This window comes from Solibacillus cecembensis (assembly GCF_050272495.1).
GTDB lineage: Bacteria > Bacillota > Bacilli > Bacillales_A > Planococcaceae > Solibacillus > Solibacillus cecembensis.
This window is the reverse complement of the sequence record NZ_JBNNMF010000032.1, coordinates 22,315-38,559: the sequence shown is the minus strand read 5'-3', so window position 1 is coordinate 38,559 and position 16,245 is coordinate 22,315. Positions and strand designations below refer to the sequence as shown.

Annotated in this window: 12 protein-coding genes; 3 read left to right on the top strand and 9 right to left on the bottom strand. The window is 38.2% G+C overall.

Going from position 1 to position 16,245, the window contains the following annotated elements:
* Nucleotides 1–128: 128 nt before the first annotated feature.
* Nucleotides 129–1,673: an L-glutamate gamma-semialdehyde dehydrogenase gene (gene pruA, locus ACQKIH_RS20430; protein ID WP_057984818.1), complete on the bottom strand. Its 1,545-nt coding sequence runs from the start codon at nt 1,671–1,673 to the stop codon at nt 129–131.
* Nucleotides 1,674–1,876: 203 nt separating this feature from the next.
* On the opposite strand from pruA, the gene ACQKIH_RS20425 reads away from it, so the two are divergent.
* From ACQKIH_RS20425 to putP, 3 genes are all read left to right on the top strand, one after another.
* The gene (locus tag ACQKIH_RS20425) at nt 1,877–3,172 is read left to right on the top strand and encodes an AAA-type ATPase lid domain-containing protein (RefSeq protein ID WP_427768519.1); all 1,296 of its coding nucleotides are present in this window, start codon (nt 1,877–1,879) and stop codon (nt 3,170–3,172) included.
* A gap of 323 nt (nt 3,173–3,495) precedes the next feature.
* Nucleotides 3,496–4,470, top strand: coding sequence for a proline dehydrogenase family protein (locus tag ACQKIH_RS20420; RefSeq protein WP_427768518.1), 975 nt, complete (start codon nt 3,496–3,498; stop codon nt 4,468–4,470).
* Nucleotides 4,471–4,708: 238 nt separating this feature from the next.
* A complete protein-coding gene (gene putP / locus ACQKIH_RS20415; RefSeq protein ID WP_427768515.1) occupies nt 4,709–6,196 on the top strand; it encodes a sodium/proline symporter PutP in 1,488 nt (495 codons plus the stop codon).
* A 45-nt stretch (nt 6,197–6,241) separates the two neighbouring features.
* On the opposite strand, the gene ACQKIH_RS20410 is transcribed toward putP, so the two are convergent.
* The 8 genes from ACQKIH_RS20410 to ligA form a co-directional block, all read right to left on the bottom strand.
* Complete coding sequence (locus tag ACQKIH_RS20410; protein ID WP_427768514.1) at nt 6,242–7,201, bottom strand: DUF4003 family protein; 960 nt, start codon at nt 7,199–7,201, stop codon at nt 6,242–6,244.
* 102 nt (nt 7,202–7,303) lie between these two features.
* Nucleotides 7,304–8,164, bottom strand: a complete 861-nt coding sequence (locus ACQKIH_RS20405; RefSeq protein WP_427768512.1) for an ROK family protein — start codon at nt 8,162–8,164, stop codon at nt 7,304–7,306.
* A gap of 200 nt (nt 8,165–8,364) precedes the next feature.
* Nucleotides 8,365–9,237 (bottom strand): GNAT family N-acetyltransferase, encoded by an 873-nt coding sequence (locus ACQKIH_RS20400; protein WP_427768510.1) that lies wholly within the window; start codon nt 9,235–9,237, stop codon nt 8,365–8,367.
* Between the two features lie 168 nt (nt 9,238–9,405).
* Entirely contained in the window at nt 9,406–10,851 is a 1,446-nt protein-coding gene (gatB, locus tag ACQKIH_RS20395) for an Asp-tRNA(Asn)/Glu-tRNA(Gln) amidotransferase subunit GatB (protein ID WP_427768509.1), read from the bottom strand.
* A 1-nt stretch (nt 10,852) separates the two neighbouring features.
* Nucleotides 10,853–12,316 (bottom strand): Asp-tRNA(Asn)/Glu-tRNA(Gln) amidotransferase subunit GatA, encoded by a 1,464-nt coding sequence (gene gatA / locus ACQKIH_RS20390; protein WP_057984835.1) that lies wholly within the window; start codon nt 12,314–12,316, stop codon nt 10,853–10,855.
* 20 nt (nt 12,317–12,336) lie between these two features.
* Nucleotides 12,337–12,627: an Asp-tRNA(Asn)/Glu-tRNA(Gln) amidotransferase subunit GatC gene (gene gatC / locus ACQKIH_RS20385; RefSeq protein WP_057984840.1), complete on the bottom strand. Its 291-nt coding sequence runs from the start codon at nt 12,625–12,627 to the stop codon at nt 12,337–12,339.
* 421 nt (nt 12,628–13,048) lie between these two features.
* The gene (locus ACQKIH_RS20380) at nt 13,049–14,224 is read right to left on the bottom strand and encodes a CamS family sex pheromone protein (RefSeq protein ID WP_427768507.1); all 1,176 of its coding nucleotides are present in this window, start codon (nt 14,222–14,224) and stop codon (nt 13,049–13,051) included.
* A gap of 18 nt (nt 14,225–14,242) precedes the next feature.
* Nucleotides 14,243–16,240, bottom strand: a complete 1,998-nt coding sequence (gene ligA, locus ACQKIH_RS20375) for an NAD-dependent DNA ligase LigA (RefSeq protein WP_427768505.1) — start codon at nt 16,238–16,240, stop codon at nt 14,243–14,245.
* Nucleotides 16,241–16,245 lie beyond the last annotated feature (5 nt).

The following is a 16,245-nucleotide window of genomic DNA, read 5'->3' as shown; positions in this document are numbered from 1 at the left end:
TCTTTTATTATATATGAAAAGAGCGAGGTATTCGACGATTCAATCGTCGAATACCTCGCAAAGTTAAACTATATGGACTTTTTCAGTACCCTCCACTTATATAAGTGGGGGATGAATGCTGAAGCAAGTTAAAATGTTTCTGAAGTTGTTTTCGCTTGCATGTGTAATGTTAAGTAGTCTGGTCCACCTGCTTTTGAATCCGTACCTGACATGTTGAAGCCACCAAATGGTTGATACCCAACAATGGCACCTGTACAACCGCGGTTAAAGTATAAATTCCCTACATGGAACTCGTCACGTGCGTATTCTAAATTCATACGATTTGTCGTGATAACTGCACCTGTTAAACCGTACTCTGTGTTATTTGCAAATGCAATAGCCTCTTCAAACGTATCTGCCTTTGTAATCGCAACTACTGGGCCAAAAATTTCTTCCTGCATAATGCGTGCTTTTGGATCAACATCAGCAAATACAGTTGGGTTAACAAAATAGCCTACTGAATCATCTGAAGTTCCTCCTGCGATAAGTCGGCCTTCAGTCTTACCAATTTCGATGTATTCACTAATCTTTTTAAATGCCGCCGCATCAATAACTGTCGCCATAAAGTTCGATGGATTGACTGGGTCACCAATTGTAAGCTCTTTCGTTAACTCTCCTACACGAGCAACTACTTCGTCATACACATCTTTTACGATGACAACACGTGAACAAGCAGAACATTTCTGACCTGAGAAGCCGAATGCCGATTTAACGATTGATTGTGCAGCAAGCTCTAAATCCGCTTCTTTATCCACAACCATCGTATCTTTCCCACCCATTTCAGCGATGACACGCTTAATCCAAATTTGACCTTCATTTAATTTAGATGCACGCTCATTAATGCGTAAGCCTACATCGCGTGAACCTGTGAAGCTGATGAAACGTGTTTTCGGGTGATCGACTAAATAGTCCCCTACTTCAGCGCCACTTCCTGGGACAAAGTTAACAACCCCAGCAGGTAAGCCCGCTTCTTCAAGCACTTCAATAAATTTATAAGCAACTACTGGTGTTGTAGAAGCTGGTTTTAATAATACTGTATTACCTGTTACAACTGCTGCAACCGTTGTACCCGCCATAATTGCAAACGGGAAATTCCAAGGCGAGATAACAATACCAATCCCAAGTGGAATGTAATCATAACGATTGTATTCATTCGGACGGCTTTCTACTTTACGACCATCTTTCATTGCTAGCATTTGACGGCCATAATATTCAAGGAAGTCGATTGCTTCAGCTGTATCTGCATCCGCTTCATTCCAAGGCTTCCCTGCTTCTTTTGTTAACCATGCTGAAAATTCATGTTTGCGTCGACGAATGATCGTTGCTGCCTTAAATAAAACATCCGCACGAATTTCAGGCTTTACTTTTTTCCATGATTGGAATGCTTTATCCGCTTCTTGCATTGCCTTTTCCGCTAAATCTTGTGAAGCTTTTGAAACAGAACCAATTACTTCTGTTTTGTTTGCTGGGTTATATGAAATAATTTTATCTTCAGTCGTAATGCGCTCGCCACCAATAATAAGTGGATATTCCGCGCCTAATTGTGCTTCTACTTTTGATAACGCCTCTAAATATGCGTTTTTATTTGCTTCTACCGAGAAATCTGTAAATGGTTCATGTTTGTAATCTATCATTTATCATTACCTCCGATGGTGGGTGCATTCATTTTTTGCGCCTTATGAAGCGCTTACAAGCTTTATTGTGCAATATTTCATTGCTAAAATCAACACATTTTTCTGAAAAGTTTAATTATAGCTTGCAGTATGTGCTGAAATAATAAAAAAATATCCTACTCTAGATACTCCATGCTAAGATATATGTAAGGAGGTTGCACCGTATGAAACAACTTGATATTACAAATGTTTTTGAATTTATTACAGAAAAAATCGACATCGGACTTTGTGCCATTGATAATAGCGGACGTGTGATCGTCTTCAACAAAAAAATGCGAGATCTTACAGGTGAATCTCTTGAACAAGTGACACAGCGCTTTGTCTCGCAATCACTGGACTTTAATTTAGAGCAAAACATGCTGCAAAAAGTTTTTGCCTCAGAACAGGCAATTAGTCACGTGAAGCAAACGTTTTGGAATGATCACGGTGAAGAAGTATCCCTGATTAATGATTATTATCCCTTTACCCTAAATGACGGCACAAAATTCGCCATTCAATTTTCACGCGATGTGACACACCAGGAATTTTTAATGGACCGACCACTTAGCCGTTATGGTGCTCCGTTAACATTTGACATTATTACTGCTGTTTCAAAATCGATGAAGCAAGTTATTCAACAGGCGAAAATTGCCGCTTTCGGTAGAATCCCGGTCATGCTTGTTGGGGAATCGGGCACGGGTAAAGATATGATTGCCGAGGGAATTCATCATGAGCTCGTCGAAAAGAACGATCGCTTTATTACGCTCATTTGCCGTCGCAATGAGGAAACGCTACTTACTCAAATTGAAAAATACATTGCCGAAGAAAAAAAATATACGTTTTTTGCTGAAAGAATCGAATATTTATCCATGCCTGCCCAGGAACGCATTATTGAATTATTAGAATCTCATCAAGACCGGAATCATGTATTCATTGCGAGTATCGGTGAAGATCCAATCGATTTAATTCAAAATGGTCGTCTTTCTAAAAATCTATATTATTTATTTTCTAACTTAACGATTCAAGTTCCCTCATTGCGTGAACGCCGCGAAGATATTAAGCCGTTCATCGATGATTATTTTGCGCGTCGACGTAATAACTATGGTATTCATGTAAAAGGGTTAGCACCAGAAGTAGAGGAGCTCTTTCTTACATATGACTGGCCAGGCAATTTAAAAGAGCTTGAAGTTTTACTTGATGATATTAGCGCATTGCTGACTAATGAAGAGTTTGTTGATATGACACTCGTTCCTGCTTACTTCAAGTGGAAACTGAACAAAGCACAACCAAGTTCACATGATACGGCCAATCTTTTTGACTTTTCTCATCAAGAATTACAACCACTTGATGAATATATGCGAAAAGTAGAAGATCATTATATTCAATATGCACTGCAATTAAATGCCGGGAATATTTCGCAAACAGCCAAGTCGCTCGGTATTCACCGCCAAGGCTTACAATATCGCTTGAAACGAAAATAAATGGTTACCCAATAATGAAATCAACATTTTGAATTAGGTCAAAATGTTGATTTTTTTCGTATTTCGAAGCAAATTTTACGTCATAGAACAAGATACTTGTTTAGAACTGCAAAATTCTTATGCACCCTTTCTTAATTTTTAGAAATTTCCTTCTTTTTATTATTCTAGTAAAAAAAATTTAGGATTAAAAACCCCTTGATATTACACGCTTTCTCTGCACCGAAGTTAGAAAATTCTAAATTAGTGTTTTCTTTTTTTATTTTTTTAATATATACTCACTTCAACGTTATCATAATATTAAATTCACAGGGGGTTGCTTAAAAATGACGTTAAAAGATTTCTTTATCGCACTTTCAGAGAATCAAACTTTAAATTCTGTTGCTCAAAAATATGGTTTTAAACTTGGGGCGCAAAGTGTCGTTGCAGGTACAAATATCGACGAAGTAGTCGCAAGTATTAAAGAATTAAACGCTCAAGGGATTTCATGTACAGTTGATAATTTAGGGGAATTTGTTTTTGAAAAGTCTGCTGCACTTGAAGCGAAGGAACAAATTTTAGCTGTCATTGAACGCATTCACAGTGAAAACTTACAAGCTCATATTTCTTTAAAGCCATCTCAATTAGGCTTGGATATTGATTATGATTTTTGTTATGACAACTTAGAAGAAATCGTTGCCGCAGCATATAATTATCAAATTTTTGTTAATTTCGATATGGAAAACTATGCGCGCCTTCACCCTTCTTTCCAGCTACTTGAAAAATTAAGCGAGCAATATAATAACATCGGTACAGTTATTCAGTCGTATTTCTTTGAGTCAGATGACAATGTAGATCGCTACAAAGACTACCGTTTACGCCTTGTGAAGGGTGCTTACAAAGAGGATAGTTCTGTTGCACATCAAGCAAAAGAAGAGATTGACCGTAAATATATCGAGCACATTGAACATCATTTATTACACGGGAAATTCACATCGATTGCTACGCATGATCACAATGTCATTAATCATGTGAAACAGTTTGTGAAAACGCATAATATTCCATATGAAAAATTCGAGTTCCAAATGCTTTATGGTTTCCGTAAAGAGCTACAATTATCCATTGCCCAAGAAGGCTATAATTTCTGTACGTATGTTCCTTTTGGTCATGATTGGTACGGTTACTTTATGCGCCGACTTGCTGAGCGTCCTCAAAATCTGTCGCTCATTTCAAAGCAAGTTTTCAATAAAAAATCGAATACAGTTCTTGCTGTTGCAGCTGGTGCCTTCTTACTAGGACGCATGACAAAAAGAAAAAAATAGCATTAGGGTGCTACTAAATTTTGCGTTGAGAGGGCCTAAAGTTACATGATAAAATGAACAAATTAGTATGTATCAATTTTAGCTTGGCTAACTCTTGTTCATACTTTCCGAGTTCAATCAAAAAGCTCATCTAAGAATCTGTGACACCTATCAAGCAGAAAATAAAGTTCACTTTCCTCTAATAACTTAGAGTGATGTGAGTATTCTGCTAAAGAAAAATACAAAGGAGCTGTTTTATATGACAGAATATAGCTATCAATTTTTAGCTATTGTAATCTATATGATTATCATGCTTGGAATTGGTTGGTATGCATTTCGTAAAACGAGTAGTTTAACCGATTATATGTTAGGTGGTCGTGGTCTTGGCGCTACGGTTACCGCGCTAAGTGCTGGGGCTGCAGATATGTCTGGTTGGCTGTTAATGGGCTTACCTGGTGCCATCTATCTTTCGGGTTTAGTTGAAGCATGGATCGCTATCGGCTTAACAATTGGAGCTTATTTAAACTGGTTACTTGTAGCACCTCGTTTACGTGTGTATACACAAGTTTCAAATAACTCCATTACAATACCAAGTTATTTAGACAATCGTTTACGCGATAATACAAAATTACTGCGCATCGCTTCTGGAATTATCATTTTAGTATTCTTTACATTCTATGTATCTTCTGGAATGGTTTCAGGCGGAAAGTTCTTTGAAAGTTCATTTGGAATGGACTATCATACAGGGTTATTATTCGTTTCAGCTGTTGTTGTAGCCTACACTTTATTTGGTGGCTTTTTAGCGGTTAGTTATACGGATGTTATTCAAGGGCTGATCATGGTCGTTACGTTAATCGCCGTTCCTGTATTCGGTATATTTTTAACAGGTGGCTTTGGTGCTACACTTGATTCGATTAAAGAAGTGAATCCAGATATGCTAAATTTATTACCAGCCACTGCTACTGCTACTGGTATCATTTCTTCGGTCGCTTGGGGTCTTGGTTATTTTGGTCAGCCTCATATTATCGTGCGTTTCATGGCCATTTCTTCCGTCAAAGAAGTAAAAAGTGCACGTCGCATCGGAATTGGCTGGATGATTTTCAGTTTACTTGGTGCCCTATCAACTGCATTTGTGGGAGTTGCTTACTTCCAACAACAAGGAATTGAATTAAAGGATCCTGAAACAGTCTTTATCGTATTAGGACAAATTATTTTCCATCCATTTATTGCAGGAGTTATTTTAGCGGCAATTTTAGCGGCTGTAATGAGTACGATTTCTTCTCAATTAATCGTGACATCTTCTGCACTTATTGAGGATATTTATAAAGCATTATTCAATAAATCGGCATCGGATAAACACTATGTATTTTTAGGTCGTATGGCTGTATTGTTCGTTTCTGTTTTCGCTGCTTTTGTTGCTTGGAATCCTGAAAGTACGATTTTAGGACTTGTTGCTTTTGCATGGGCTGGCTTTGGTGCTGCCTTTGGTCCGATTATTTTACTATCATTATTCTGGAAAAAGCTGACGAATTACGGAGCGCTTTCAGGAATGGTTGCAGGTGCATTAGTAGCATTCATTTGGGGTCGTACACCGAGCTTATCTGGCATGCTCTACGAAATCGTACCGGGCTTCATCGTTTGTTTAGTTATCGCCTTTATTGTAAGTTTAGTTACTTATAAAAAGAATGCAGACATTGAAAAAGAGTTTGATGAAACACAACGTATTTTGAAAGAAGAACGTAATTAATTTGAAAGAAGAGTATTCAGTTAGCTACTGAATACTCTTTTTCATTTAGTTATTCCCCGAGTTCGCTGCTGCAGTACTTGCCGCAATCGATGCAATCATAGCCGCCTGTTGCATTTGTAAAATGACCTCAATTGACACTAATGATAACAGTCCAATCTCTTGATGATTCAATGTTGCCAACATTTGTTGTATAGCAATCGTAAATGCCTCATTTTTATCCCATTTGAAATGCTTTTCTTTTATGAGTAATTGATATAAGCAAATTAGCTCTTCTAATTGCTTTTCATCTATGCGTAAAATGGCTAATAATCCAAGTTGAACATATAATTGAGGCTTTATTTTAATGCCTTGCTGCTGTAATTTTTCACGAATCGTTAAAATATATGGCACTAAATAATCGATATAATTCTCATCAATTAATGTTAAAATTTGCGAAAGTGCTTGTAGTTCATTTCCTTGATGAAATTTATTTTTACGCAATTCATCATAGTATTTCCGCATTGTTGCCGCACGGGTTACATAATCACTATTCGCATCCTTCGTACACAAAACCGCAATCGCGATATCATCCGTTGACGTTAAAAAACGATGGTGTTTGCGCATTTCATCATAAAGTTTTCGAGCATTTTGTGCATGCAGTTGTGGGTTTTCTTCATTCAAAAATAGCGCTGCAATATAATTAAATGTGCTATTTGGAAACTTTGCCTCTCGCAATACTTTTTGATTATGCAGTGTCTCTGTCACCTTTTGTTCCTTTTGTAATTCATGGCTAAAAATCATCGCATAAGAATATTGTAATAATGGGCTTGATCGAATATGTGATAACCAATTTGTTTCTTTTTTTATAATGTCCAGCACTTCTTTAAAGCCCTTCTCATCAAACGTTTCTTGCCTTGATGAGTAATAAGAGGCAATTTGAAATTGAATTCTTTTATCTACTGACCATTTCGCAAATTTCTCAACGCTTTTTAAATTATCCATAATAAGTACCACTCGTTGTTCCACTACCCCACCGCCTTTACTAACTATACGGATGATTTGAACAAAAGTTTCTTTTCAAAGAGAATTTAAAAGGTAGCAAAATAAGTATATGTGCACCCTTTTTATCTACAATAACGCAGCCCCTATTAAACCAGCATCGCCTTTATTAATACTTGCTTGAATGCGCCCTTTTTTATGTTCGAAAAAAGGTAATGTGAAAAAAGCATCTACCTTTTCCGCAATTTCTTTTACCATTTGTGGATGATGGTTCATGACACCCCCACCGAGTACAACGACATGAGGATCGAGCAACATTAAAAACGTATGAATTTTATGTGCAATCTCTTCTTGCCAAGTGTGAATTATCGGTAGTATACGCGCATCATTTTCATAATAGCGTTTGAAAAATTGCTCGAGCGTTGCTTCATCACCTGTTTTTTCCTGTATCATTTTTTGCAGTGCAGGACCTGATCCCATCCACTCTAAATACTCGCCTTCACGCGTTAAGGAAAAGCCAACTTCCCCTGGTATGCCCGCGCCTCGTAATGCATTCCCCTCATGGATTGTACAGCAAGCAATTCCTGTACTAACTGTCATATAGATCATCGTTTCCTTTTGAAAATGGCGGATTTTATATTCACCATTCGCTGCTGTCGTCATGTCCGTTTCCATAATAATTTCCGCATTCGGGTAGTGTGCCTGTAATTTCTCAACGAGCGGGAAATTACGCCACGGTAAATTTTGCTGGTAGATGACAAGTCCCTGCTCAATATCAAGTACACCCGGTAAACCTACTGCAACTTTTGTCACGTCACCTTGCTCCGATTCAAGCAAGCTTTGAAAACCATCGATGATTGCTTGAAATAATGTTTCGGATTGCTGCGGGCTTTTCACTTCTATTTGTTTAACGAGCTTTGCTGGCTCCTCTGCCTTTGAAATCGCGAGTGCCAATTTTGTCCCACCTATATCACCACTTAAAACCCACATTCACTTCACCTGCTCCTCAATAATGCCCTACTATTGCCAAGTTCTTTTACTGTGATTTTCATAAGATGCTATAATATCAACGGAGAAATCTAACCAAGACTTTTTGGAAATTCCGTCTTCATTTATTTTAGATTACATAAAAAGGTAAAGAAACTCAAGTAGCAAAGTGAGCTGGCAAACCAAAGCCCTGCTCACCCTTTTTAAGCTAAACCACTATAAGGATAGAGCATATCATTAGGATAATGGGTGTCACATTGTTCCTTCATAAACATCGCGCCATCGTCTTCAAAAACACCTTGTACAACTGGAATCGATAGTTCATCCGGTGTGAAGCAAAGTTGAATCATTGGTACTGTAATTGGCAAGCTTTGCAATACTTCTACTATATCAAGTGGCTGCTTTGAAATTATATCAATTAGTTCGAGTACCCCATCTTCCTCCTGACAAATAACAATCGTCTGCAATTTTGGTACATAATAAATACAGTCCTTATATTGCGTTAATGCATGATACATGACGATATCTTCGTTTTGAAGCATGCTCATCTTTACGCTAATTGGTAATCGATGCGTAATCGTTTCATACAATAATTCGCGTGCTTTTGGCTCGTTTATATCAAGCTTTTTCACTTCTGTTGGCTGCAATGTTAAGTCCGCCGTTTGCACATGGTACGTTGCCTGCCGTCTTTTTTCAAATCCAAATTTCGTATAAAATTGAAGGACCGATGCATTTGCGAACAAGTACACAAACTGAGCTTGTTTTACATCTTCTAAAACAACTTCCATTAGTTTTCTAGATAACCCTTGCCCTTGATAGCCTGGCTTCGTCATAACGGTTCCGATTTGTATGGATTGATATGCTTGCCCATCTAAAATCATCGTACCTATACTAGTAGAAACATTGGCGACAATTTCACCTTTGTCCTCAAATGCATAACAACAATAGCTATCATTCCAATAACCTAACTCTGCCCATTGTTCGAATTGCAATTGAAATGTTTCCTCACTTAATTGAAAGAAGCTTTTCATAAGTTGCTTATTTTTTCGGATGTCGTCTCCCTTGATCAATTTCATTTTATCGCCTCCCATATATTGTTAGAATAGCATATTTCGGTATTCTTTCAAAAATGGATTGGCTGTAAAGAGAGTTTAAATTTAATTTATTGATACGTTGCTAAGTTTATTCGAAATAAATACGCAAAAAAAACGATGGCATTAAGCCATCGTTTTTCCTTAAAGAAATTAACGTTTATTAATTTCTTCCATTAAAATTTGGTTTGTTAATTGTGGATTTGCTTGTCCTTTTGAAGCTTTCATAATTTGGCCTAAAAGTGCTTTAATTGCACGTTCGTTACCACCTAAGAAATCTGCTACAGATTTTTCATCCGCATCAAGAACCGTTGTTACGAAACCACGGATTACTTCTGGGTCAGAAATTTGGACTAAGCCTTTTTCTTTTACGATTTTCGCAGCGTCTCCACCGTTTTCTACTAGCTCAGTGAATACTTTCTTCGCAATCTTAGATGAGATTGTACCGTCAGAAATTAATTTCACCATGCCTGCTAAGTTTTCTGGTGTTAATGCTGTATTTTTTAAATCTTTTTGCTCTGCATTTAAGTAAGCTGAAACATCGCCCATTAACCAGTTTGCAGAAAGTTTTGCATCTGCTCCAGCAACAGTCATTGCGTCGAAGAAATCAGAAATCTCTTTGTTCATAACAAGTACTGTCGCGTCATATGCAGTTAAGCCTAACTCTTCTACATAGCGTGCTTTTCGTGCATCCGGTAATTCTGGAATTGACTGGCGAATGCGCTCAACCCACTCATCTGAAATCGAAAGGTGCACTAAATCTGGCTCTGGGAAGTAACGGTAATCATCCGTACCTTCTTTAACACGCATAAGCAATGTTTTACCAGTTTTTTCATCATAACGGCGTGTTTCTTGCTCAATTTCGCCACCTGACATTAATACTTGAGCTTGACGAATTTCTTCGTGCTCTAAACCTTTACGTACAAAGTTGAATGAGTTTAAGTTTTTAAGCTCAGCTTTTGTACCGAATTGTTCTTGACCGTATGGACGTAATGAAACGTTCGCATCACAACGTAAAGAACCTTCCTCCATACGTACGTCAGAAACGCCCGAATATTGGATAATTGATTTTACTTTTTCAAGATATGCATACGCTTCGTCCGGTGTACGGATGTCTGGCTCAGATACGATTTCCACAAGTGGCGTTCCTTGACGGTTTAAGTCTACTAAAGAATAGCCATCCGCATGAGTTAATTTACCAGCATCTTCTTCCATATGAAGGCGTGTAATACCGATTTTTTTCTTGTAACCTGGTTTGCCGTCTTTTGCTTCAATTTCAATTTCAACCCAACCATTTTTACCGATTGGTTTATCGAATTGTGAAATTTGGTAAGCTTTCGGATTATCCGGATAGAAGTAGTTTTTACGGTCGAACTTAGTTTCTTGTTCTATTTCCATGTTTAACGCTAAAGAAGCGCGCATCGCATAGTCTACTACTTGCTTATTTAATACTGGTAAAACACCTGGGTAACCAAGTTCAATTACAGAAGTATTTGTGTTTGGTTCTGCACCGAAGTAGTTAGGTGAAGCCGAGAAAATTTTAGAGTTTGTTTTTAACTCAACGTGAATTTCTAAACCGATTACTGTTTCAAAGTTCATCTTATTTTACCTCCCATAATGCTGGAGTTTGTGTATTGAAGTCTGTTTGTTGCTCATATGCGTAAGCAACACGGTAAATTGTTTCTTCATCGAAGTGTTTACCGATAATTTGTAAACCTAATGGTAAACCATTTTCAAATCCACATGGGATCGAAATTGCTGGTACACCTGCTAAGTTAATTGGAATTGTTAAAATATCATTTGCGTACATTGTCATTGGATCTTCAACGTTTGCACCTACTTCAAATGCTGGTGTTGGTGCTGTTGGTCCAATAATTACATCATAGTTTTCGAAAACTTTGTCATAATCCGCTTTAATTAGCGTACGTGCTTGTTGTGCTTTTTTGTAATATGCATCATACGTACCTGCTGATAATGAATACGTACCAAGCATGATACGGCGTTTTACTTCATCACCGAAACCTTCAGCACGTGATTGTTTGTAAAGCTCTAATAAGTTTGTCGCATTTTCTGAACGGTAACCGTAACGAATACCATCGAAACGAGAAAGGTTAGAAGAAGCTTCTGATGATGACAGAATATAATAAGCTGCTAATGCGTATTTCGAGTGAGGAAGTGAAACCTCTTCTACTGTTGCACCTTGTGCTTTTAATACTTCTAATGCATCTAATACAGATTTTTTCGCCGCTTCGCCAACGCCTTCACCTAAAAACTCTTTAGGTACTGCGATTTTTAAGCCTTTAATATTGCCATCAAGTGCTGCTGCGTAGTTTGGTACTGGCACATCCGCAGAAGTAGAATCCATTTCATCTACACCTGAGATTGCTTCTAGTAATAATGCATTGTCTGTTACGTTACGTGTAATTGGTCCGATTTGGTCTAATGAAGATGCGAATGCAACTAATCCAAAACGAGACACACGACCGTATGTAGGTTTCATCCCTACAACACCACAGTAAGCTGCTGGTTGACGGATTGAACCACCTGTATCTGAACCTAATGAGAATGGTACTTCGCCGGCTGCTACTGCTGCTGCAGATGCACCTGAAGATCCACCTGGTACGTGGTTAAGATTCCATGGGTTTTTTGTTGTTTTGTACGCTGAGTTTTCATTTGAAGAACCCATTGCGAACTCATCCATGTTTAATTTACCAATTGTTACCATACCCGCATCGCGAAGTTTTTGTACAATCGTTGCATCATAAATTGGCATAAAGCCTTCTAAAATTTTAGAAGCACAAGTCGTTTCTAATCCTTCAGTTACGATATTATCTTTAACCCCAATCGGCATACCGAATAGTGGTCCGCGCTCCTCGAAAGGAACTTGATCTAACTCTGCTGCACGAGCGGTTGCTTCTTCTTTATTTAAAGCTAAAAATGCTTGAACATCGCCGTCCAACTTTTCCACGCGGGCAAATGCTTCGCTTGTTAAGTCTGTAATTGTCAGTTCACGCGTTTTTAAAGCTTCTTGTAATTGTGCTGATGTGCGCTCAAATACTGTCATGTGACATGTCCCTCCTTAAATTATTCCATGATTGATGGTACTTTAATTTGACCAGCTTCTTGACTCTTTACATTAAGCATTACTTTTTCAATTGCTAGGCCTTCTTTAGCTACGTCTTCACGCATTACGTTTACAAGTGGTAAAACATGTGATGTTGGTTCTACGTTCGTTGTATCTAATTCATTTAGCTGCTCTGCAAAGTCTGTAATTTTGCCAAGTTGTTCAGCAAATTTCTCTGCATCCTCTTCTGTAATAGCAAGGCGAGCTAAGTGCGCTACGTGTTTTACTTCTTCTTTAGATATTTTTGCCATTTCTTACACCTCCAAATTTCGAATTAACCATGCCAACAATCATACCATTTTTCCCTGTAAAAATCACAATTTTACCGAAAGTTTCACCAACCGACACGAAGTTTTAAACACTTTTCGCCAAATTAATGTAATAAAGTGTTAAAGTGTTTTTTTTAGCTTTGAAAATGTAATAAAACCAACCGGTTGATCTAATAGAATCAACCGGTTGGTTCAGTTTTTTAGGTGCTTCCAATCAATTACGCCTCGGCGTAATTGCGTCCAGATTTTTTTCGGGCTCGCTCGAAAAACTCCCCTAAAAAATCTGCGACATCCGCCGGGGCATTAACTTGATTCAGTTAGGGTTTGAACCTCTACTGAATAGAATTAAATTTTTCAGCAGAATTTTCCTCTTATAGAAATAGGGAAATTCTGCTGAATCAAGTTAATCATAAATATGAATAAATGGCTCTTTTTCATTCGGTTCTTTTTTGATTAACACTTCTGGACCATTTACTGAAGTAATGCTGATTGTAATTAATAAATCCTTCGGCAAATGAGTCAGCATTACTCCTGTCAAATATTGTGTGAAGCCTGTAATTTCAGCCGTCCCATAAAATTGAATTGGGATTTCGATATCGAGCTTTTGAATATTTTTATTTTGATAAAAACCGGTTGCAAATACACTTGTGAAGTTCGAGAAATATCTATCAACCTCTTGCTTAAAGGCTAAGAAGTCCGTATTCATATCACGATACATATTATCAGGTGAGGACATCGGGAATTTCACATATTTCTCCTGTACATCTTCCCACTCTCCTAGAGCCGATTGATTTGCATCAACAGAATTATAAGCAAAATATGTACCCGGAACAATCGAATTACGCTCTTCTTGCTTAAATAGCGCAATAACAATTGGTACATCCGCCAACTCAGAACGCGCTCGCAGTCGATTAATCACTTCTTGCGCAATTTTCTTCCCTTCTTTTTCTAGCTCTTTTTCAGGAATCTTTTGCTCAAAAAACTCTCCATACTGCTCTTTTTGATAGTAATACACTGAATTTAATGCCAAGCCTATCGAAATACCAGAAAGCGTTATTTTATTATTCTCTGTTTTGGTTAAGTAATTTTGCTCCACCAAATGCGATAAATAAACGGGTGCCTCTGTTGCTTTAATCGTCGCGTCCATCTCTTTCCCTGTTGCTTCATCAATACTCGATGGATTAAGTCCTTGATATTCAGGCCCTTTATCTTTCGTTTGATTTGGACGAGCTAGCCAATATTTCAACGTTTCCTCAGATAAATATTGCCCCTCTTGAAAGAAATAATTTTCGGTATCAAATTTATTTTGAGAAATACGCATTAAACCTAATTCGGCTTCTTTCATATCATACTTTGTAAAAATATTTGAAACGACTAAACCACGGCTCGCACTTTCTTTAAATGGAATCAATGTTCTATAGTAACTATCATTGATTTGCTTATTCGGGATAATCGTTGTCTCTACTTCTTCTGCTGAATCAGAATCCTGAGTGAGCTCTGTTTCTGGTGTAATTTTCGGTGCACACGCAGTAAGAAGTAAAGCAGCAACGATTGCCGGCACCAAGCGGTATTTTTTCATGAGAATAAGTCCCCTTCACTATTGTAATTGTTCAATTAGGCGGTTTTCATCCCAAATTTCAATGCCGAGGCTTTGTGCTTTTTCTAGCTTAGAACCCGCATCTTCTCCAACGATTACAAGATCTGTTTTCTTACTTACACTTCCTGCAACAATACCGCCTAACTGTTCTATTTTCGCCTTCGCATCATTCCGTGTCAATTGTAGAAGTTTCCCTGTTAAAACAACCGTTTTTCCGGCAAATGGATTAGCACCGACCTCAATGACTACTTTTTTACCTGTATAGTTCATATTCACATTAACATCTTTTAAACGACTTATTAATAGTTGAATTTGATCATTAGCAAAATAGGCAACGATGGATTCCGCCATTTTGTCACCAATTTCATGAATCGCAGTTAGTTGTTCCTCTGTTGCTTCCATTAGTGGATCAATCGCTTCAAAATGCTGTGCTAGTATTTTGGCTGCCTTTTCCCCTACATGACGAATGCCTAAACCAAATAATAGCTTTTCTAATGAATTACCCTTTGATTTTTCGATTGCTGCGACTAAATTTGTTGCGGATTTTTGCCCCATCCGTTCAAGGTCGATCAACATTTCAACTGTTAATAAATAGAGATCGGCCACATCTTTAATCGAGCCTTCACGCAATAGCTGCTCGACCACTTTTTCACCTAAGCCATCAATATTCATCGCGTTACGTGACACAAAATGCTTCACACCTTCTGCAATTTGCGCAGGGCATAACGGGTTAATGCAGCGCAATGCCACATCACTTTCAATTCGAACAACTTCTTCATCACATGCAGGACAATGCGTTGGCATCGTATATGGAATTGCATCATCTGGGCGTTGCTCAAGCACAACACCAACAATTTGCGGAATAATGTCCCCTGCTTTTCTGACAATTACCGTGTCATTAATGCGAATATCCTTTTCACGAATTAAATCTTCATTATGAAGAGATGCACGACTCACCGTTGTTCCTGCAACAAGAACAGGTGTTAATAGCGCAGTTGGTGTAATGACGCCTGTACGCCCTACCGTCAGCTCGATATCTACAAGCGTTGTAACGACTTCTTCCGCAGGGAATTTATATGCAATGGCCCAACGTGGTGACTTTGCTGTAAAACCAAGTTCATCCTGTTGCGCAAATGAATTCACTTTAATAACGATACCATCAATTTCATATGGTAAATTTGGACGTGCTTCTGTCCACTTCTCTATAAACGCTAAAACCTCTTCAATTGTTGCACATGCTTGTCTTTCTTTATTTGACGGGAAGCCAAGACGCTCTAAATAATCGAGCATTTCACCATGCCCTTCGATGCCAAACGCCTCGCCATCTCCGCCAATCGAATAAATAAACGTTGATAAATTACGACTTGCTGCTATTTTCGGGTCCAATTGACGAAGTGATCCTGCTGCTGCATTACGTGGATTGGCAAATTGTTCTTCCTCTTTTTCACGACGCAATTCATTGAGCTTTTCAAACGATTTTTTCGGCATATACGCTTCCCCGCGTACTTCCATCGTTAAAGGTTCCTTTATGCGTAGTGGAATGGCGCGAATTGTCTTTAAGTTCATCGTAATATCCTCACCAACAGAGCCATCTCCACGTGTTGCGCCTTGCACAAATACACCGTTATCATAGCGTAGTGAAATAGCTAAGCCATCGATTTTCAGCTCACACACATATGAAAAGTTATCGCCTATTGCTTGACGGATTTTCCGGTCAAAATCACGTAAGTCTCCTTCATTAAATGCATTGGAAAGACTAAGCATCGCTGTTTGATGCGTCACTTTTTGGAAGCCTTCAACAACTGCTCCACCGACACGTTGCGTTGGAGAATCAGGATAAATGAATTGTGGATTTGCTTCTTCAAGTGCGATTAATTCATGCAATAATTGATCGTATACACTATCCGCTACTAACGGCTTGTCTTGCACATAATAAGCATAACCGTAGTCATGAAGAAGCTTACCCAGCTCAGCGATTCTTTGTTCAATTTCATTCATTTTTA

Coding starts and splice junctions, on each gene's coding strand:
- pruA (WP_057984818.1), bottom strand. CDS start 1,673: ATGATAGATTACAAACATGAACCATTTACAGATTTCTCGGTAGAAGCA.
- ACQKIH_RS20425 (WP_427768519.1), top strand. CDS start 1,877: ATGAAACAACTTGATATTACAAATGTTTTTGAATTTATTACAGAAAAA.
- ACQKIH_RS20420 (WP_427768518.1), top strand. CDS start 3,496: ATGACGTTAAAAGATTTCTTTATCGCACTTTCAGAGAATCAAACTTTA.
- putP (WP_427768515.1), top strand. CDS start 4,709: ATGACAGAATATAGCTATCAATTTTTAGCTATTGTAATCTATATGATT.
- ACQKIH_RS20405 (WP_427768512.1), bottom strand. CDS start 8,164: ATGTGGGTTTTAAGTGGTGATATAGGTGGGACAAAATTGGCACTCGCG.
- ACQKIH_RS20400 (WP_427768510.1), bottom strand. CDS start 9,237: ATGAAATTGATCAAGGGAGACGACATCCGAAAAAATAAGCAACTTATG.
- gatB (WP_427768509.1), bottom strand. CDS start 10,851: ATGAACTTTGAAACAGTAATCGGTTTAGAAATTCACGTTGAGTTAAAA.
- gatA (WP_057984835.1), bottom strand. CDS start 12,316: ATGACAGTATTTGAGCGCACATCAGCACAATTACAAGAAGCTTTAAAA.
- gatC (WP_057984840.1), bottom strand. CDS start 12,627: ATGGCAAAAATATCTAAAGAAGAAGTAAAACACGTAGCGCACTTAGCT.
- ACQKIH_RS20380 (WP_427768507.1), bottom strand. CDS start 14,224: ATGAAAAAATACCGCTTGGTGCCGGCAATCGTTGCTGCTTTACTTCTT.
- ligA (WP_427768505.1), bottom strand. CDS start 16,240: ATGAATGAAATTGAACAAAGAATCGCTGAGCTGGGTAAGCTTCTTCAT.